Here is an 18,559-nt window from a genome sequence, read left to right as displayed (position 1 = left end):
TTTTAGGCAGACTGTGAAGCATAAACATTCCTGAGTCCCGCTGCAATAGGCGGAAGAGGGGTTTCGTTAGAGGATAAAGCATGGCAAATTGGCGTACTCAACACTCTCCAGAGATACTCTTGCCGGCCCTGCGGAAGTGGTTTCACGGGCCCGTTGGGCGCACGGTACTGGCTGAAGAACGGCCATTAATTGCTGATGCCATCAGCGATGCATCGACGGCCAAGTATAACCTATTAAATTTAAGCGTTATTCCTGAGCGCTGCCCGATTGCGAGTAACGTATTCCAGCGCCAGTTTTGTCTAGGCGGTATGCAGCATTACGGATTGAGTCAAGTTCTTGATGTTGTATGTGATTTTGAGCATTTACCAGTTACAAGTGAATCTCAAGATGTCGTTGTGCTTCATCATTTATTAGAGTTTGTAGATAATCCGCATAAAGTCTTACGCGAAGTTGAGCGTGTTATTGTGCCTCACGGCAAAGTTGTGATTTGCGGCATAAATCCCTATTCACTGCTAGCAATGCGGGGGATGTTGGGACGGTTAAAGCGCAGCGCTATGTGGCAAAATCACCGCCTGCCTATTCATCGCTTACAAGATTGGTTGTCATTACTGGGGTTTGAAGTCAATGTTGTAGAATACGGGTTTCATCGCGTACCAGTAAGCAGTCCAAATTACTTTATGTCCCATAAAACTGTACCCAAAAATGTACCAATGGGTGGCGTTTTCATCTTAAGCGCGACAAAATACCGCGCTCCGTTAAGTCCCTCGGCACAAAACCTAGCTCGTCGGGCAAAAATACTTCGTCATCCTGCCATGGCGGGTGCAACCCGAACGATTAAATCACGAGCTGATTATGACCAAAACCCAAGAGAAAGTTGAAATCTTTACCGACGGCGCCTGCCGTGGCAACCCCGGACCAGGGGGCTGGGGTGCGCTATTACGCTACCAAGGAAAAGAGCGAAGCTTATTCGGCGGAGAAGCTGCCACAACGAATAACCGCATGGAACTGATGGCTGCAATCGAGGCTTTGCGGGCCTTAACCCGTCCCTGTGACGTGGTCTTAACTACAGACTCACAGTACGTTCGCCAAGGTATCACCGAATGGATGATAAATTGGAAAAAGCGCGGTTGGAAAACTGCCGCAAAGCAACCTGTAAAAAACGCCGATTTGTGGCAGCAGCTGGATGCGGCATGCCAAGCTCACCAAATAGATTGGCGCTGGGTAAAAGGGCATAGCGGACATCGCGAGAACGACTTGGCAGATATGCTAGCCAATCGCGGCATTGACGAATTAGAGAAAGCATAATGCGGCAAATTGTATTAGATACCGAAACCACCGGCTTAGAGCACGCCTCTGGGCACCGCATCATCGAAATTGGCTGTGTAGAGCTCGTTAATCGCAAGCTTACTGGGCGTCACTATCATCAATATATAAACCCAGATAGAGAGGTTGAGGCAGGGGCCATTGAGGTTCACGGCATCACTAATGAGATGCTAAAAGATAAGCCTCTCTTCGCCCAGATCGCGGACGAGTTTTTCGAATTTATCCGTGGTGCAGAGCTTATTATTCATAACGCGCCGTTTGATATAGGATTTATCGATGCTGAATTTGCGCTACTGCAGAAGAATACACCAAAGATAAAAACCGTATGCGGAGTAATAGATACTCTGATCATGGCGCGACAAAAGCATCCAGGCCAGCGCAATAGCCTAGACGCACTATGTCAGCGTTATTATGTAGATAATTCTCAGCGCGACCTTCACGGTGCATTGCTGGATGCCGAGATTCTCGCAGATGTATATTTATTGATGACCGGCGGGCAAACGGCGCTGGCTTTAGCTGCAGATGATGGTTCGCAACAAAATGAAGGTGGCGCGGCCAGCGACCATCGCCGTTTGGAGAATACCCCAAGGCGCTTACGTGTTATCACCGCCTCAGCTGAAGAGCTGGCTCTGCATCAGAAGCAATTAGCCGAAGTTGCTAAAGCTAGCGATGGCAACTGCGTTTGGCAGCGTACATTAGAAGAATAATCTAAGGTCAAAACATAAATTCACATCGCATTCACAAGGCTGTTTTGTGCCATGAACCTATAATAATGCTGTGCATCTCATGCTTTTGGTGCTAAATAGTTTATATATAACCGTTAGTTAAGCGACTAAGTCAAAGCAGAACTTGATGGCAAGCCCTTGTGGGCATAAGGAAACTGTGTGGCATTGAAAGTGGAAATAAATACTAGCTCCTACGCGATAGTTGAAGACGAGCTCGCCAAGACCTTGCAGCAGGCCACCAATGTTTTTGAAACATTCCTGTCTGAACGTCACAATCTTTCTTTACTCGATCAGTGTGAAGCAAACTTACGTCAAGTCGGTGGCACCTTACGCTTACTTCAAATTCCTGGTGCGGCCTTACTCGCAGATGAAATGCGAATGCTGTGTGGTGCGATCCTTAAAAGCGTCAATGCCGTGCCGGAGGGGCAGCTAAATGCCCTGAGTACGGCGTTTTTTGTGCTACCTCGCTATTTAGAATTTGTTCATTCTCGACAGTCTGAAATTGCTCAACTTGTTATTACTCACGTTAACGAATTACGCGCAGCCCATAAACAGTTACTCCTGCCTGATAGTTATTTTTCTGAGGCAGAAGAAAGCTTGTTTAGTCGCGACTCAAACATACGCTTAAAAACAAAACCCTTAGCCGAAGCGGATTTTATCGAAAGCTTAAAACGTATAAACCATCTGTATCAAAGTGGTCTTTTGGGTTTGCTGCGCGACGCGCACAACCCTATGCAGCTTACTATTATGTCACGGGCGGTAAGACGTTTACGTAGTGCGATAGACGCCGGCCCTCAACAACGATTCTGGCTGCTAGCCGACGCCGTATTAGAAGCTTTTGTTAATAATGGTCTTGAGTTGAACGCTCATCGCAAGCGTGTATTAGCTGGCTTAGAAGGGCAAATGCGCGCGCGCCTAAAAAATCGCATGATTGTGAATGAGGTACTGGAAAGAGAACTTGTTTTTCTACTCACAATAAGTGCCTACAAAGAAGGCTTGGTTGGTAAAGTGCTGAAAGCCGCACAAATACACGCAGCCGAGATTGATGATGAACAACTCAAGACTTTGCGCGGCATAATGCTAGGGCTAAGTTACGATACCGTGTCATCGGTTATCCATGAGTTGCGCACTGAGCTTCGACATGCAAAGGATGTCCTCGAACTGTTGGCTCAGCATCAGCGCAGCGAAAGTGAAGAGCTAGCGCCGCTCACCTCAGTGCTAAAACAAAGTGCCGACATCCTACGAGTGCTAAATTTACCGTCATTAGCGGGAGCACTAACGGATCACGCTGATGCATTGCGCGCGCTCGAAGGCTGTGACTTAAGTAAAGAGCGTAGCCGACTTGAAGATCTTGCTGAAACGCTACTATTTATTGATGGTAGTTTGGCGCAAATCGATCGTCGGAAATTAAACTATGAAGATCTTGGTGAGCTGAGTTTAGAGCGTCGCGATGCAATCAGTGTAGACAATCAGGTAAGCGAAGCGAGAAGTATCGTCATTGAAGAATCCAAAGCTGCAATTGGTCTAGTAAAGCGTGCTATTTCAGCTTATGTCGACTCCGGCTTTGAGCCCACGCATATTGCAAACCTGCCGCAGCTGCTCGACTCAGTACGTGGCGCATTTCAGATGATCAATGCCAATAAACTGCCGCAAGTGACCTTGGGCGCCAGTCAGTTTATGAGGCAATTCGTCGGGCGTGATACAGTCAATCCGGCCTCAGACGTGCAAGCGCTAGAAACCCTCGCGGATGCCATGATTAGTATTGAGTATTACCTGAATGAATTAGGCCGACGGCATATTGCCGACGAAGCTATCCTTCAGGTTGCTGAGGACAGTATTGCGACGCTTCAATTAGCGAGTTAAGGACGTGAATACGATGATTGGGCTAGACCAAATATTACTTATACTGACAGGGTTTGGTTTTTTACTGTGTTTTATGGCTATTTTACGCCTACGTAGACATATATTTAGCGGCCTAATCGCGGTGATACTATCAGTCAGTTTTACTGGCTTGGCTGTGATTGTGACTAAAGACGTTTATAGCTATCGTCATTTGGCGGATGAGCAATTAGTGGCCAGAATTTTCGTCGCTGGCAAAGAGAAGCAACAGTATATTGTCAGCGTGGATACCGTTAATGACGAGCCCATGCAAACATTTTTGCTTATGGGAGATCAATGGCAGCTCGACAGCCGTGTTATTCGCTGGGCATTGCCGGTGGCTCGCTTGGGCTTTGACAACCTATTCCGTTTAGAACGGCTGACGGGGCGTTATCAAAGCATCGAAGAAGAGCGTAATTTAACTCGAACTATCTATCTTATAAATCTCTCTGAACCGGTAGACACATGGAGCTGGCTGCGCCGTAGTGAATTTTTTCATAAATGGGTAGAGGCAGACTATGGGAATGCGGTTTTCGCCCCCATGGTNGATGGTGCGCAATTTAATGTTTATTTAGGGCGCAGCGGCTTGTTTATACGGGCTGAAAACCCAATAGCGGTCAAGGCCTTAGGTAATTGGCCAACTTGACTTAGAAATCACTCACATAACAATATGTGGCACTTTTTATACCTTTCTGGGAGTACATAGTTGGAATTTTTATTGGAATACGGCTTATTTTTGGCCAAATCGGTCACTGTAGTTGTTGCCGTTATCGTTGTTGTCAGTGCAATCGCAGTAGCGAGTCAGCGCAATAAACGTGATAGCAGCGATGGTCACATAGAAGTTACCACCTTAAATCACAAGTTTGAGGATTGGGAGGACATGTTAAAGTTCGAAATTCTCGACGAAGATGCCTTCAAAAAAGAGCGTAAGACTAAGAAGAAACAGGAAAAACAAGATCGCAAGAAAAACACAGAGGAACAGCGTAAACGTTTATTCGTGCTGGATTTCGACGGCGATATGAGTGCATCCGAAGTAGAGTTCCTTCGCCACGAAATATCTGCGGTACTCACCATCGCAAAGCCCGAAGACGAAATACTCTTACGTTTAGAAAGCCCAGGTGGAATGGTACATAGCTACGGGCTTGCCTCATCGCAATTACAGCGCATACGAAGTCAGGGGATCCCGCTCACAATATCTATTGACCGTGTTGCGGCCAGCGGCGGCTACATGATGGCCTGCATCGGCAACCGTATATTAGCGGCACCTTTTGCCGTCATCGGCTCCATCGGCGTTGTGGCACAGCTTCCAAACTTTAATCGGTTGCTAAAAAAGCACGATGTTGACATCGAGCTTCACACTGCAGGGGCACATAAGCGAACCTTGACGATGGTCGGCGAAAATACCGACGAGGGACGTCAAAAGTTTAAAGAAGAGCTAGAAGACACTCACATATTATTTAAAGAGTTTGTTAGCGAAAATCGCCCGGAACTTGACATCGACCATATTGCTACAGGTGAAGTATGGTACGGAAAGCGTGCTTTAGATGAAAAATTAATCGATGAAATTCGTACCAGCGATGATTATCTTCTGAGTAAGCGCGCAGATACTGACATGTTTTCCGTTAAGTATCGTCAAAAACGTAGCCTGCCAGAACGCTTAGGATTTGCCGCTGAAGGTGCCCTTAGTCGCAGCTTAAGCTCAGTTATTGGCAAATTAAATCAAAGTCGCTGGAATATGTAAGAACAGGCTATAGCCGGATAGGCTATCGCCTGTATGCGCCATTACAGAGTCGACGCCAATGGCATTTTGTAGGTTGAAGAGTGGTAAATATTGACTGACGTACTCCACGCTAAAGTAGCGAATCGGAATAAAACCTCCCGCAAGTACCTCCAGCTAGGAATTAAACGCTGGGAGTTAAAAATAATTATGGCTATTGCCGGCGTCATTATTCTGGCTGTCAGTATAATTATTTTTTTACGTCTTGGAAGTGCGATGAGCGAGCAGGTAAACAACGATTTTCGCCGTCTATCTATCGCCTTACACCAGTACAAACTAGATAACAAACGCTACCCAAGCAAAGAACAAGGATTGATTGCGCTGTTTATAAAACCGCAAACACCACCCTTGGCGCCATTATGGAAAGGCCCGTATATAGGTCGTGCCAGTCTTACTCAAGATCCTTGGGGCAATGCCTATCACTACGAGAGCTCAGATTCTCCCCCTGGCTTTGAAATCACAACACTTGGGGCTGATGCGAAACTAGGTGGCAAAAAAATGAAGCAAGATATGTCTGTCCGTTTTCTTAGCGATGAAAACTATTTCGACTAACTAGCACCTATAAGACAGAATTCATCATCTAACAAACTAAAAAAGGGCCACAGGGGCACTGCTGTCCCACAGTTTGACAGTCATAAGACCAACCTCATTTGAGGTTGGTCTTTTTGTTTGAGCGGCGGACTTGGATTAAAGATCTCTATTAGCGCCTTTCTCTCAAACAGATTCAGTTGTAACACTCTTAGCATGCGTTGAACGGTCCACCCTTCTTTCGCACTGTAACGTGCAAATGCCACCAGTAGGTACACAACCAGAGCAATCCATATCTGCGTTAAAACTGCATTCTTAGAGGTGCCGACAAAGGCTTTAATCTTAAGGTTTTGTTTGATCGCCTTGAAGAACAGCTCTACTTTCCATCTGTCCTTATAAATGGCCGCAATCGTAGCTGCTGACAGCGTAAAGTTGTTGGTCAGAAATTGATAATGCCGATGTATTTCAGCATCGCGATAGCCGATTCGACGCAGCTTGGGCGCCCCGCGCTTAATAGCATGAGCACTACTGAGCTCAATGACTTGGTCGCTGGTGATGTCCGCCTTTTTATTAATAGATCTACGCTCAAGTACACGGTAGACAGCCTTGGCACGTAGCCGAGTAACGAAGCTAACTCTTTGTTTTGTTAGGCTTGCGAACCACTGATAGTCCACATACCCTTTATCAAAAGCGACAATACTGCCTTTGGGGAAACAGAATTTCCTACCTTCAACCATATCGTTTTCATTACCGTCACTCAGGGCGACAAACTCTGGAATATCACTCGCATGGTTAAGCCCCACGCTGAGCTTTACATTGGCGGCATCATCACGATGGGCCGCCCACGGAAAGAGCTTGATGGATAAATCCAGCGCGCTTGCATCCAGTGAATAAAGCGGGTTTTTGAAACGAAATTTATGCTTTCCAGGCTGGGATTTACAGCGAGCCAGCAGTTTGTGGAAAAGTGCTTCGTAGAGTTCGGCAGGCTGATTCTCGTTCAGCCGGGCCAGTGTCGTTCGCGCAATAGGCTTGGCGCCAAGATGGTAGAGCTTGTGTTGCTGCGCCTCCAAGTTCGATTGAATATCACGCAGGCTTTGACGACCCGAAAGCTGCGACATCGCCATGCCGACAAACTGATCCCAACGGCTAGCGGAACGCAGTTTTTGTCCAACATGATGCTGTTTGGCCAATCCCTCAAATTCATGTCTCGAAAGAGGTTTTAGCAGCTGCTGAAATGCGGTGTTATGATGTGACAAAGCCTGAATCCCTTGTTGTTCAATAGTTTCTTCGCAGATCCATTGTAACAACAGAGGTTCAGGCTTTCTTATTTATCCCAAACTGTGGGACAGCAGTGCCACAGGGGCCCTTTTTTAGTGCGTTTTTTGATTTATTACTTAGTCAAAGAACCACACTGCGGTAACCGCAACGCTGCTCATCACGATGGTATATGGCAACGCCATTATAACCATCTTGCCGTACGACAAACGAATGAGTGGGGCGAGGGCAGAGGTCAGCAAGAATAAGAACGCGGCTTGGCCGTTTGGCGTACCAACACTTGGAATATTCGTGCCAGTATTAATGGCCACAGCCAAATGCTCTAGCTCTTCGCGCGTTAAATTACCAGCATCAAACGCTGCCTTCACTTCGTTTATATATACTGTCGCAACAAACACGTTGTCACTAATCACACTGAGTAAACCGTTGGCAACAAAGAACATTACCGTTCTCATCTGACCTTCCATCGCAAGTACAGTGTCGATAATTGGCTTAAATAAATGCTGCTCGTGAATTACCCCAACTATGGCGAAGAACACCACTAGCAAGGCAGTGAAGGGCAGGGCCTCTTCAAATGCGTGGCCAATACGGTGTTCATCTACAATGCCATTAAAGGCGGTTTGCAGCACGATAATAGTTAAACCAATCAAGCCAACAGGAGCCAAGTGTAAGGCAAGGCCGATAACCAAAAATACGGCAACTAAGCCTTGTACAATAAGCTGTGCAACATCGGATGACGTTCTTTTTTCATCTTGCTCATTGTCATACTCAACCAAAACATTACGTACCGAATCTGGCAGTTTTGCACCATAGCCAAACCAGCCAAAAACCTCCAACAGGGCACAGGTACACAGGCCAGCAAATAGAACCGGCATAGTAATCGGCGCCATCACTTGGAAGAAGTGGATGAAGCTCCATCCCATCTTTTCAGCGATAAGTAAATTTTGTGGCTCACCAACCAAAGTGCACACACCACCCAATGCCGTACCCACTGCGCCATGCATTAATAGGCTGCGCAAGAATGCACGAAACTGCTCTAAATCGGCGCGAGAATTATCCGTTACCTTATCGTCGTCACCATGATCATGGTCATGGTGTGAATGATGCCCACCAGAGGCCACACGGTGGTACACCGAGTAAAAACCAATACCGACGGCAATCAGAACCGCAGTTACTGTTAACGCATCTAGAAACGCGCTAAGTATCGCGGCCATACCAGAAAAAACCAGTGACAAGGCGACCTTAGAGCGAATACCGAGTAATAACTTAGTAAAAACAAATAGCAGTAGATTTTTCATAAAGTAAATGCCCGCTACCATAAATACTAATAGCAGGATCACTTCGAAATTGTTTTTGGCCTCCATGTACACGGTTTCTGGCGAGGCCATACCGATAACAATAGCCTCGATGGCCAACAAACCACCAGGCTGCAGGGGGTAGCACTTTAGTGCCATCGCTAGAGCAAATATAAACTCTGCAATTAGCGCCCAACCAGCAATGAACGGGCCAACGGTAAAAAAGAGAATAGGGTTTAAAATCAGAAAGCCAATGATGGTTTTTTTATACCACAGTGGCGCATTACCAAGAAAATTGCCCGCAAAGGCGCGCACCATACTTTGATCCATAGAATTACAATCCTTATTAGTTATCATTCGGGCACGGATGACGGAGCGTCAGCCAGAGTAAGAACCGGCATAATCATAATACAGACCGCGCTGGAGAACCACGTATGAAGAGCGTTAAAGCACGTCACATTGCCATATTGACTTAAAACCTAATAAGGCATTTGGATGATGACTAAACCGGCTAAATCAGCTGCACAATACTTAACTGGTTTCCGGATGGGCGCACTCATGTGTGGATTGATCTTTATTTGGCCACGGCAGAACTAAAAGGGCGACGATATTCACCACTAGCCAGCAAACCACCATTGAGATCAAGGTGTGACTTAAAAAATGATGCCCGACCATCATTTTATATCCACCCATTAAACTCCCCACAGTAAGCGCTGTCGCCACCATTTTGTATTTATTGCGGCGGGTTTTTGGAAGATAGAACAGTGCCAGCAGTGCAAAACCACCGCTTGCATGACCGGCAGGGAAACAGCGCTGCTGCTTTTGGGGCTGATTATCCTGTGGGTATGCTTCAAAAACTCGAATATAGGGTAATTTTCCACCGTATTCGGTAAGTGCATAAGGGCAGGCGACATTTGTGCTGCTCTTAAGGAATGACACCAGCGCTGGCCCAAGGGGTAAAGCGATTAATATTATCAATACTCCCTGCTGGTAGCTTTTGAGTAGTGGGCTTTTATGACAAAAAATGGCTAGGATCAATAACAGTAATTCAAATAGGACCAGCAATTTTTTGGGGCCGTCATAGACTAGGAGGTGAAGGAGCGAATTGGATGTACTTAAAACCCATTCACCAGATTGCCGGTCGTATAAAAAATTTTGCACCCAAGGGTCGAGATTGGTGAGTTCAAAACACAGCATCAGCGTTATTAACACGACAATGGAAATAGCGATATGCTTAGCGGGCGACATCGGCAGCGTCCTCCTCAGGTTCAAGCGTGACTAGCTTAGCGTCTGACGTGGGAAGTAAATCTGTTGTCACCTCGAAGACCGTCATCAAGGTATCAAAAACCGCATCGTGGGTATTGGGAATGTCCTTTAATAATTTGCTTTGCTCGTAATCAATATCTGACGACTCACCAACCCACGCTAGCACGGGTACATGGGTTTGTGCTTTGGGAGCGAAACCATAGGGCATTCCATGCAAATAGATCCCGGATTCACCAAGCGATTCACCGTGATCGCTCACGTAAAACATCGATGTCTCATAGTGACCGGAGTTCGCTTGCAAAAAGCGAATGACCTGCGAAAGAAAATAATCTGTATATAAAATAGTGTTGTCGTAGGCGTTAATCACTTCCTGTTGAGTACATTCAGACAACTCAGCCGACTGACACGCTGGTGTAAACTGTTCAAATTCCTTTGGATAACGCTCAAAGTAGGCAGGGCCGTGACTTCCCATTTGATGGAGCACGATTAAGGTGTCGCCGGAATGTCCGTCAACATACTCTTGCAATCCCTCTAGCATCCCTATATCCCGGCATTCTGAATCGCATATTGGATTCCGCGCGGGCGATCTAAAACTCTCAAATTCCACCCTGTCAGCCACACCTTTTGAGTTTGAATTATTGTCTCTCCACAGTACATTTACCCCAGCAGATTGCAGTAAATCTAAGCCATTTTCCGTATTTCGTGCGCTTTTTAGGTCAAAATTGTCGTGTCTTGAATACGAGAACATGCAGGGCACAGATATCGCGGTCGCAGTCCCGCAGGACTGAATATCGGAATAGCTGATTAAGTGATCTAATCTAGATAGCTCAGGATTCGTCTCGCGCTCATAGCCATTTAATGAAAAGTGATCTGCTCTAGCGGTTTCTCCAACTACCAAAATAATAAGTTCCGAGTGTGCCTCTTGCTCTTCAAAGATGTTTGCCTGCGCTTGTAGTACTTGAAAGGGTAGCGTTGGGCCACTAGGCATAAAGCTAGCGGCAAAATTAAATGCGGAATAGATAGGGTAGGCAGGGCTTATATAGTATCTAACTTGCTTATGCTCCCTAAAGAAACTCGCATACTGGCTGCTAAACGAGGCAATACTTGCCGCCGCGATACCGAGTGCGATTACCGCCGTAAGCCCATTCCTTACCGCCGATCTTACAAATCCAGCGTTACGCTCACAATGCCGCCAGACAAGCAGAGAAGGTACAAGACCTAGTAATAAGAGCCGAGCTAAAAGTGGCATGTTCAATAAATCAGCCGACTCCGCCGCGTTCGTTTCAAGAACGTTGCGTAGCATTTCAGTATCAATAACCGTACCGAACGTATCTGAAAAGTAAGCGCTAGATGCAGCAACCATTAGAAATATGGCGGCGGTGACTCTCACCGGTACGACAAGGCTGAAAATAGCCGCTAAGAAAAGTAAGCACGCAAATACCAGCACGGCCAAAGAGAAAATAAATGCTTGATTGGTAGCCCATGGATAGATTTCTAACACATGTTTAAAAAATGTTAGATTTGCGGTTACGCACAAAAAAAGTGAAAGAACGATTAATATTGAATATGCGGAGAGAAACGTTTTAGGTGGGGTATCATTCGAGGCAGTATTCATTAGTTCTAGGTATTCTCTTAATTAACGTTATATGCGGCCAGCGACATCTTCACCATATCCAATGATAATTAAGAGAGTCTTAAGAGTGCAGATTTCAATAATATGCCCCATTGCCAAAAAGGCCATATCGGCAGGGTAGTCGTTTGATTAGTGTTGGAGGTTGCGCCGATTGGTTAGGTAGAGAGTCAATACCAGGAGGTTTTAATAAACAGGGCCGTTACCAGCCCGATTTCCGTTCTAATAAAATTAAAAAGTGTACTTTGCCGACACAATAAACTGTCTTGGCGCACCGTATACTGCAGTGTTGGCGTGGCTTGCGTAATAGGTCTTATCAAAGACATTATTAACATTGACGGACGTTTGAAGATTGTCCATAAGCTGATATTTAGCCATTAAGTCGATTATATAAAAATTACTTTGGCTAAAGTCTTCGCCATTGGGGCCGAGATCTTTGTTATAGCTGCGACCCTGCCAGCGTAGATTGCCACCCACCGTTAAGTCTTTTAATGCGCCAATAAATTGGTAACGGCTGAAGAATTTAATATTATCTTCAGGAATATGGCTTAGTAATGGTTTGTTATCTTTGTCATCAACTTCGGTGTGGCTAATTCCTCCGCCGACTTGCCAGCCTGGTAATAACTCGCCGGAAATTTCCAGTTCATAGCCTTCTGATGAGGTGCCACTAACCGCGATATGCGCCTGGTTGCCTTTTGAGTTAAATGTGTCTGGAATCCCCAAGGCAAGGTTGTCTTGCTCTACCTGGAATAAGGCCGCGCTAATATTTAATCGCCCTTCAAACAACTCCGCTTTTAATCCTAATTCTTTGTTTGTACCTTCCAGCGGCGCAAGGGTACTGCCATTAATATCTTCTGCAGTTTGCGGTTCGAATATCTGGGTGTAACTAAGGTAGGCGGAGAGTTGCTCGTTTATGTCGAACACAAGGCCGGTATAGGGTGTGACTACGCCATTCTCTTCCGTTTTGTCATTATAAATACGTTCCGCACCTAAGACTTGATTCCATTCTCGCTCTTTCCAATTTGTTAGGCGTGCGCCGACAATGACAGAAAGACGTTCAATTGGTTTGAGTTGCACCGCCGTAAAAGCGCCACTTTGTTTTACTTCACCGCCGTTACGACTGCTATAAGAGTTAAGATCCGCTTTTTCAACATCGCCCGTGGCAATTAGTTCAAAAGGATTAACGGGGCGTGAATAATCGCCGCCTAACCACCAGCCGGGGTAGTTATTGCCTTCGTCGCTAGATTCACTGTAGTTTGCACCCATTACGAGTTTGTTGTTCCACCCTAAAAAAGCGAAGGGGCCAGACGCTTTGAATGACACCGACGTTTGCTCCAAATCACCCATCCAGCGAGCAGTAAGAAGATTAGCACCTTCACCCGTAACGGGGTCAAAGCTGGATGAGCTTGACGCCCGGAGGTAGCCTATAGTTTCGTCGTATTCGGGGCGAGAATATTCAATGTTTACATCTGCAGTCCAGCCATTGTCGAACAGATGTTCTAGATTGCCGAAAAGTACTTGGTCGGCATTGTAAAAATTATTCCATTTTGCGCCGGTGTTGGCAGAGCGTGAAAAGTGAGTACGAGAGCCATCGCTATAAAAAATCGGAACCCCGCCGCGAGATGCGCCACGATTTTCAAACTCCTGAAATTCTGCGCCTAAGGTTAAAACCGTAGCATGACTTAAGTCGACATCCACAGTAGCAAAAAGCACCTGCTTTTCAATTTGCATACGGTCAACGTAGGATTCATTTTGTTGATAGGCAGCTACGATACGACCGCGTATGTGTCCATCTTTAGACAGCGAGCCACTTACATCAGCTTCGGTGCGGTAGCGATCCCACGACCCAGTTTGACCTTCTACATAAGCTTGAAAGTCTCGAGTGGCACGTTTACGTATTAAGTTAACCGTGGCTGATGCCGGACCAACGCCATTAAGCAAGCCCGTTGCACCACGAACAACTTCAACCTTATCATACACAGCCATATCGGCGGTGGTTTCTTTAAATCCGTATACTGTTGTTGGTCGTGAAACGCCATTTACTTGATAATTTTTTACTTCAAATCCCCGCGCGTAATAATTAATGCCGTCGGTACCCAGCCCACTGCTAGGTACATAATTAATACCAACGGTTTGCTCTAACACCTCACTAATTTCATTTAAGCCTTGATCTTCAATCCGGCTGCGGGTCATAACCGAAACAGACTGGGGCGTTTCGCGTAGTGTCAGCCCCATTCCCGTCGCCGTACTGTTTGAACCAGTGGTATAGCTGTCTGTACCTTCAGAGGTTGCACCCAAGGTAGACGCAGAGATTTTTACCGAGGGGAGCATATTAGTAGCGGTATTTTTAAGAACGTAATCACCATTGCTCTGGCGGGCGGCTGTTTGTCCCGAACCAGCCAGTAATAGGGCAAAACCTTGTTCTACGCTGTAACTTCCTTCAATACCTGACGACACTTGATTCACAAAAAGCGAGGCATCAAAGGAGAGGGCGACCCCTGCGGCGCCGGCGAACTGACTGAGTACTTGGCTAAGGGGGCCGGCGTTTATATTAAAGGATTTGATTGTGGTGGCCGTGTTGTTAATTGCCGCTTCGGCAGCAGCGGTGCTGGAATATATGGTGGCGAAGGGACTTGCCAATAGTGACAAGCTTATGGCGAAGGCCAATGGCTTATGTTTGAACCTGCTCATTCTGACTCCTTGGATTGATGGGGACCTAATCAAGAGCCGAATTTATGGGGTAAAAAGTGCAAGTACGAATGAAAATAATTCAAGCTGCGCTTAAGCGTACCCAATAAGGACTAAACCGCCGCGCCTGTACGGGAAATGCGAGCGTAATGGCTGCAATCGCTCGGTCGGTGTCGCGGAGTGGAAATGCCCCCGAAATTTTAAGTTCAGCGATATCATTGCTGCAATGTAATAGGCCGGGACGATAACGCGACAACTCTGCCAGTAGTTCGTGCAAGGGCATATCAACCACCGTTAAATGGCCATGAAGCCAGCCGTCTGCTGAGACCGCAGCATGTGTCGGAGTGGACATTTGCGTAGAGGTGAAGCGTAGCTCCTGACCTTGGCTAAGGTTCTGACTGTTGGCGCTGTGTAAAGGATGAATCCTCACGGCTTTTTCTAGCACGGTTACTCGGCTTTGCTGGGCGTCTACCCGAACTGTAAAGCGGGTGCCCAAAGCCAAGACTCGACCATTGGGCGTGGCGACCACAAAGGGCCGGTGTGGACTGTGGGCATCTGGCGCGGTTTGAATGAGAACTTCACCCTTATAAAGAGTAATAAGACGGGTATCTTCGTTATACACAACATCAACCGCGCTAGCAGTATTCAACGCAAGGTGACTACCGTCAGATAGAATGTAATTAGCGATATCACCCGTATTGGTGGTGTAGTTAGCTTGCCATTCTTGCCACGGTGTTTGCCGCCAAGTGGCCACACCCAATGGCGCGGCGACGGCAACCATAGCTAAGCGACGCATTAAATCTCGGCGGGAGAGGGCGGTATTTTTAAGCGCGGGAAGGGCGATCTCTGGGGGCAGTCGGCTCATGCTCGCCTGCACAAACTCTACTTGCTGCCACGCTAATTGATGACTTTTGGCCTGCCCCAGCCAGACCTGCCACGCGCGTTGCTGGCTGCTTGAAACCGACGGTGATTGCAATGTTGCATACCAGTGCGCCGCCGCGTGCACAGCTTGTTTCAACTCATCTCGAGAAACATCTTGTTGCATGGTCGCTATAGCCTTTGTTCCAGTTGATACAAGCAACAGGCTTCCATTGCTTTGGCCATATAATTTTTTACGGTGCGCAAAGAAACGCCTAATAACTCTGCAATTTGTGGGTAGGTTTTGCCATCTAACTGAGAGAGCAAAAAAGCTTCCCGCACTTTGACTCCTAAGCCAGCCAGCATTGCGTCGAACTGGAGTAAAGCTTCTAGCGTTAATGCGCGATCTTCTTCTGACGGCCACTGGTGCTCAGGTAAGTTATGCAGTGCCTCTAAATACTGGCGCTCCAAACTACGCCGCCGAAATAAATCAATTGTCAGCCCCTTGGCAACTGTCACCAGAAAATGCCGTGGCTCCTGCAAAAGCCGGGGGTTTTGCTGGGAACGAATTACACGCACAAAGGTGTCTTGGGCTAAATCTTCCGCGTCCATACTGCAGCCTAAGCGGCGCTGCAACCAAAATTGCAGCCAGCTATGATGCTCTGTATAAAGCTCAGGAATACCAGCGTAATGCGATGAATTTAGCTTGGACACCGTGGCTCCTATTGAGGGCGGGCGTGAAAGATTAATTATAAATGAGAATCAATCGCATCATAGTGTGCAAAGCATATTAAATGCAACCTGGCGTTCACCTCTCATTCTTGAATATTGCAGCTAGGTCGGTTTATTAAAAAGAAAGTGCAGTAGAGCCAAATTGACAACGAGCTAATTAGATTTTCTGGTTGAGCGGGGCAGGCTACTGATTACAGCAATCAAAATATTATGCCTAGCCACGTGTTATGATGTCGTTGCTAGCAATGCAAAAATATAGGGTTGTGACATGAAAGATGAAGAAAATAAGCCACTAGGTTTTTTTGAAATTCTGGGGCAAGCATTTTCATTGATGTTTGCCTTACAAAACAAAAAGGGCCGAAAAAGATTAATGGATTTAGCGGAAGAAAGACCGTTACCCCTGATTTTGGCAGGCGTGATGGCGATGGTGATATTCTTCTCGCTATGCTTTGTAAGCTCTCAGTTGGTTCTTAAGTTAAGCAACCTTTGATGAATGTCTTCCCGATGCAGATGAGCCTTATATAGATTGCTTCAGCTAGGCTCCACATCTGCACACTGTTCTTCCAAATTAGTTCTGTTGTTGTATCGAAATATATAAGTTGGCTCCCAATTAAAATCAGGTGGTGTTCTGCCTTTGGGGTGGGGATAGACACTCCTTGTCCGTAACATTTGGCACTTTTGCCGATAGCGGTCGGCTTGGGTTATGCCGTATCTCGCGGTAAGACCAGTTATTAAACGGTGGTAGTCGGATGACATTTCCCGCGACATGGTCGTCGCGTGGAATGAATACATCAGCAAACGTTTTTTACGCGCCGCCTTTAGACCTCACATACAGCACAAACTCGCGGTTTACCAAATCGTAGCCGCGTGCTGCAGCTATTTCGTCTGCCTTTTGATTGAGGGTGTTATCTGTGAAATCAAGGATTAAGCCGCTATCGAGACAGACGATGTGGTTATGCGTAGCGCCTTGTGTCAGTTCGTAAACGGCCTGCATTCGATTGGTTGCAAAATGGTGGCGCCGGACTAAACCCGCTTCTTCAAACTGGGATAACACGCGATAAACAGCCGCCTGACTTACCGCGTCACCATGTTGAAAAATAAAATGGTAAATGCCTTCAGCGGTAAGGTGCGCACCGTTTTCTTGGTTGTGCTGTAGGCACTGTAATACCTGAATACGCGGCATGGTAATTTTTAAACCAGCCCGGCGAATCACATCTTGTTGCGCTTTCATTTTGAATGTAACCATTTTTTATTAAGCCAAATACATTCCATGAAAAACCCCATCGCTTATCTATTTAAGAAAAATTCTACCGGCACAACAAACTCCAATGTTTCTCCCGCTACGTCATCTGGTGGAATAGGGAGCGGCTGAGCGCGATCAATTAATTCTAAGGTTTCTTCGTCTAGTAGAGCGTAGCCTGCCGTTTGTTCAATGCTTTTGGCTAAGACATTGCCGTCTCTGTCCATAGTAAAACGTAAGTAGGCGACGCCTTGTTGACGGTAGCGCCGTGCTTGGCTGGGATAGCGTTTGGCGTCGTTTAGTTTCATCATCAAGGCGTTTTGCCACGTGAGTTTGTGGTTGGCGCTGGCTGCTGATGAGGGCACGCCTTGGCTGGGTGCAGCGGCTTTTGTATCTTCTCGCGGTGCATCTGGTGGCGCGCTGGCGGTAGATGGCGGTTCGTCTAGCGCTTCTTCAGGCTCCGGTTCGGGTTCTTCTAGCACCGGCTCTGGTTGTGGTTCTGGCTCAGGCAGGGCGACTTCTGGCTCGACAACTGGTGGCGGCTCGGGTTTTGGCTCTGGCAGCGGTTCAGGTTTTGGTGGTGGTAGCACATCTGGCGTGGGTTCGGGCGCTGGCGGTAAGTCAGGCTCAGACGGTGGTGCGACGGGCTCGGGAGCCAGTTCAATGACCATAGCCGCTGCGGGTGGTATTGGAGATGCAGGCGCCGGTGGGTTGTAAAACCACCACGCTAAAATACTGCCGTAGCAGGCTACAACGGCCAGTAGCGCGAGCAACCAACGCACATATTCTTGTTGCTGTTGGTGGCGCTGTTTTGCACTGTCTACCAACTCGGCTTCGCAGCCTTGCGGTAGTAGACGTTTTTGCGGCAAGGGCCGAATGTCGGCGGTCTCTTTGCGTTGAGCTACGCTTGGTGTCATGAGCCTGTTGCCTCTAATGCGACAAGGGCGATTTTTAAATAACCGCCATCACGCAATTCGTTCATGGTTTGCATTAAGGTGTCGTAATCGACGGTTTTATCTGCCCGCAGAAAAATGCGTGTTTCAACATTGCTTTCTGTCAGGCTATTTAGCGCCTTAATCAAGCCGTCTTTTTCTACGAGGTCGTTACCCAATGCAAGACTGTGATCGGCCTTAATACTTAAGTACAAAGGTTCGTCCGGCTTTGGTTGCGGTACGGCGGTAGACGCGGGCAGGTCGACTTTTACATCTACCGTGGCTAGCGGTGCGGCCACCATAAATATAATTAGCAGCACCAACATAACGTCAATAAACGGGGTGACGTTGATCTCGTGATTTTCTACCAGTTCGTCGTCGTGTTGAATTTTTGCGGCCACGGTGATTTCTC

17 protein-coding genes are annotated in these 18,559 nt (G+C 47.0%); 7 read left to right on the top strand and 10 right to left on the bottom strand.

The genetic code is table 11. The features are described 5' to 3' along the window. The first annotated feature begins 80 nt into the window (after window positions 1–80). The 6 genes from GVJ32_RS17465 to gspG all read left to right on the top strand — a co-directional run bounded on the left by GVJ32_RS17465 (window position 81) and on the right by gspG (window position 6,255). Window positions 81–878, top strand: coding sequence for a class I SAM-dependent methyltransferase (locus tag GVJ32_RS17465; protein ID WP_159241358.1), 798 nt, complete (start codon window positions 81–83; stop codon window positions 876–878). Then, entirely contained in the window at window positions 853–1,305 is a 453-nt protein-coding gene (gene rnhA / locus GVJ32_RS17460; RefSeq protein ID WP_159241357.1) for a ribonuclease HI, read from the top strand. Before GVJ32_RS17465 ends, rnhA begins: the two co-directional genes overlap by 26 nt. Beyond that, the gene (dnaQ, locus tag GVJ32_RS17455; protein ID WP_159241356.1) at window positions 1,305–2,030 is read left to right on the top strand and encodes a DNA polymerase III subunit epsilon; all 726 of its coding nucleotides are present in this window, start codon (window positions 1,305–1,307) and stop codon (window positions 2,028–2,030) included. Before rnhA ends, dnaQ begins: the two co-directional genes overlap by 1 nt. Window positions 2,031–2,207: 177 nt before the next feature. Then, window positions 2,208–3,911 carry a hypothetical protein gene (locus tag GVJ32_RS17450; protein ID WP_159241355.1) on the top strand — a complete coding sequence of 568 codons (1,704 nt, stop codon included), beginning with the start codon at window positions 2,208–2,210 and terminating at the stop codon, window positions 3,909–3,911. A 721-nt stretch (window positions 3,912–4,632) separates the two neighbouring features. Next, window positions 4,633–5,667: a protease SohB gene (gene sohB, locus GVJ32_RS17440; RefSeq protein ID WP_159241353.1), complete on the top strand. Its 1,035-nt coding sequence runs from the start codon at window positions 4,633–4,635 to the stop codon at window positions 5,665–5,667. Between the two features lie 90 nt (window positions 5,668–5,757). Continuing rightward, complete coding sequence (gene gspG / locus GVJ32_RS17435) at window positions 5,758–6,255, top strand: type II secretion system major pseudopilin GspG (RefSeq protein WP_159241352.1); 498 nt, start codon at window positions 5,758–5,760, stop codon at window positions 6,253–6,255. 80 nt (window positions 6,256–6,335) lie between these two features. On the opposite strand, the gene GVJ32_RS17430 is transcribed toward gspG, so the two are convergent. The 7 genes from GVJ32_RS17430 to GVJ32_RS17400 form a co-directional block, all read right to left on the bottom strand. Next, complete coding sequence (locus GVJ32_RS17430; RefSeq protein ID WP_159241397.1) at window positions 6,336–7,487, bottom strand: IS4 family transposase; 1,152 nt, start codon at window positions 7,485–7,487, stop codon at window positions 6,336–6,338. A 138-nt stretch (window positions 7,488–7,625) separates the two neighbouring features. Beyond that, window positions 7,626–9,131, bottom strand: coding sequence for a sodium/proton antiporter NhaB (gene nhaB / locus GVJ32_RS17425; protein ID WP_159241351.1), 1,506 nt, complete (start codon window positions 9,129–9,131; stop codon window positions 7,626–7,628). 201 nt (window positions 9,132–9,332) lie between these two features. Beyond that, window positions 9,333–10,049, bottom strand: coding sequence for a phosphatase PAP2 family protein (locus GVJ32_RS17420; RefSeq protein WP_159241350.1), 717 nt, complete (start codon window positions 10,047–10,049; stop codon window positions 9,333–9,335). After that, on the bottom strand, window positions 10,036–11,682 hold the full coding sequence (locus GVJ32_RS17415; protein WP_159241349.1) for a phosphoethanolamine transferase: 1,647 nt from the start codon (window positions 11,680–11,682) through the stop codon (window positions 10,036–10,038). Before GVJ32_RS17415 ends, GVJ32_RS17420 begins: the two co-directional genes overlap by 14 nt. 246 nt (window positions 11,683–11,928) lie before the next feature. Next, window positions 11,929–14,388 carry a TonB-dependent siderophore receptor gene (locus GVJ32_RS17410; RefSeq protein ID WP_159241348.1) on the bottom strand — a complete coding sequence of 820 codons (2,460 nt, stop codon included), beginning with the start codon at window positions 14,386–14,388 and terminating at the stop codon, window positions 11,929–11,931. Window positions 14,389–14,467: 79 nt separating this feature from the next. Further along, window positions 14,468–15,430: a FecR domain-containing protein gene (locus GVJ32_RS17405; protein WP_159241347.1), complete on the bottom strand. Its 963-nt coding sequence runs from the start codon at window positions 15,428–15,430 to the stop codon at window positions 14,468–14,470. Window positions 15,431–15,435: 5 nt separating this feature from the next. Beyond that, window positions 15,436–15,957 carry a sigma-70 family RNA polymerase sigma factor gene (locus GVJ32_RS17400; RefSeq protein ID WP_159241346.1) on the bottom strand — a complete coding sequence of 174 codons (522 nt, stop codon included), beginning with the start codon at window positions 15,955–15,957 and terminating at the stop codon, window positions 15,436–15,438. Between the two features lie 286 nt (window positions 15,958–16,243). Here GVJ32_RS17400 and GVJ32_RS17395 point away from each other — a divergent pair, with 286 nt between their 5' ends. Then, the gene (locus GVJ32_RS17395; protein WP_159241345.1) at window positions 16,244–16,465 is read left to right on the top strand and encodes a hypothetical protein; all 222 of its coding nucleotides are present in this window, start codon (window positions 16,244–16,246) and stop codon (window positions 16,463–16,465) included. 315 nt (window positions 16,466–16,780) lie between these two features. Here GVJ32_RS17395 and GVJ32_RS17390 read toward each other — a convergent pair whose 3' ends face one another. From GVJ32_RS17390 to exbD, 3 genes are read right to left on the bottom strand one after another with little or no spacing between them, the layout of a single operon-like run. After that, window positions 16,781–17,206 (bottom strand): transcriptional repressor, encoded by a 426-nt coding sequence (locus GVJ32_RS17390; RefSeq protein WP_159241344.1) that lies wholly within the window; start codon window positions 17,204–17,206, stop codon window positions 16,781–16,783. 56 nt (window positions 17,207–17,262) lie between these two features. Next, window positions 17,263–18,132, bottom strand: coding sequence for an energy transducer TonB family protein (locus tag GVJ32_RS17385; RefSeq protein WP_159241343.1), 870 nt, complete (start codon window positions 18,130–18,132; stop codon window positions 17,263–17,265). Continuing rightward, window positions 18,129–18,548 carry a TonB system transport protein ExbD gene (exbD, locus tag GVJ32_RS17380; RefSeq protein ID WP_159241342.1) on the bottom strand — a complete coding sequence of 140 codons (420 nt, stop codon included), beginning with the start codon at window positions 18,546–18,548 and terminating at the stop codon, window positions 18,129–18,131. The genes GVJ32_RS17385 and exbD overlap by 4 nt, the downstream gene beginning before the upstream one ends. Window positions 18,549–18,559: the final 11 nt, after the last annotated feature.

It is taken from the genome of Zhongshania aliphaticivorans (assembly GCF_902705855.1).
Taxonomy (GTDB): domain Bacteria; phylum Pseudomonadota; class Gammaproteobacteria; order Pseudomonadales; family Spongiibacteraceae; genus Spongiibacter; species Spongiibacter aliphaticivorans_B.
This window is presented reverse-complemented; position numbering and strand designations above follow the sequence as displayed.

Excerpts from the sequence above, each read along its gene's own strand:
- rnhA (WP_159241357.1), top strand. The coding sequence starts at position 853 with ATGACCAAAACCCAAGAGAAAGTTGAAATCTTTACCGACGGCGCCTGC.
- GVJ32_RS17415 (WP_159241349.1), bottom strand. The coding sequence starts at position 11,682 with ATGAATACTGCCTCGAATGATACCCCACCTAAAACGTTTCTCTCCGCA.
- GVJ32_RS17390 (WP_159241344.1), bottom strand. The coding sequence starts at position 17,206 with ATGAAAGCGCAACAAGATGTGATTCGCCGGGCTGGTTTAAAAATTACC.
- dnaQ (WP_159241356.1), top strand. The coding sequence starts at position 1,305 with ATGCGGCAAATTGTATTAGATACCGAAACCACCGGCTTAGAGCACGCC.
- GVJ32_RS17385 (WP_159241343.1), bottom strand. The coding sequence starts at position 18,132 with ATGACACCAAGCGTAGCTCAACGCAAAGAGACCGCCGACATTCGGCCC.
- GVJ32_RS17405 (WP_159241347.1), bottom strand. The coding sequence starts at position 15,430 with ATGCAACAAGATGTTTCTCGAGATGAGTTGAAACAAGCTGTGCACGCG.
- nhaB (WP_159241351.1), bottom strand. The coding sequence starts at position 9,131 with ATGGATCAAAGTATGGTGCGCGCCTTTGCGGGCAATTTTCTTGGTAAT.
- GVJ32_RS17395 (WP_159241345.1), top strand. The coding sequence starts at position 16,244 with ATGAAAGATGAAGAAAATAAGCCACTAGGTTTTTTTGAAATTCTGGGG.
- GVJ32_RS17410 (WP_159241348.1), bottom strand. The coding sequence starts at position 14,388 with ATGAGCAGGTTCAAACATAAGCCATTGGCCTTCGCCATAAGCTTGTCA.
- GVJ32_RS17420 (WP_159241350.1), bottom strand. The coding sequence starts at position 10,049 with ATGTCGCCCGCTAAGCATATCGCTATTTCCATTGTCGTGTTAATAACG.
- GVJ32_RS17465 (WP_159241358.1), top strand. The coding sequence starts at position 81 with ATGGCAAATTGGCGTACTCAACACTCTCCAGAGATACTCTTGCCGGCC.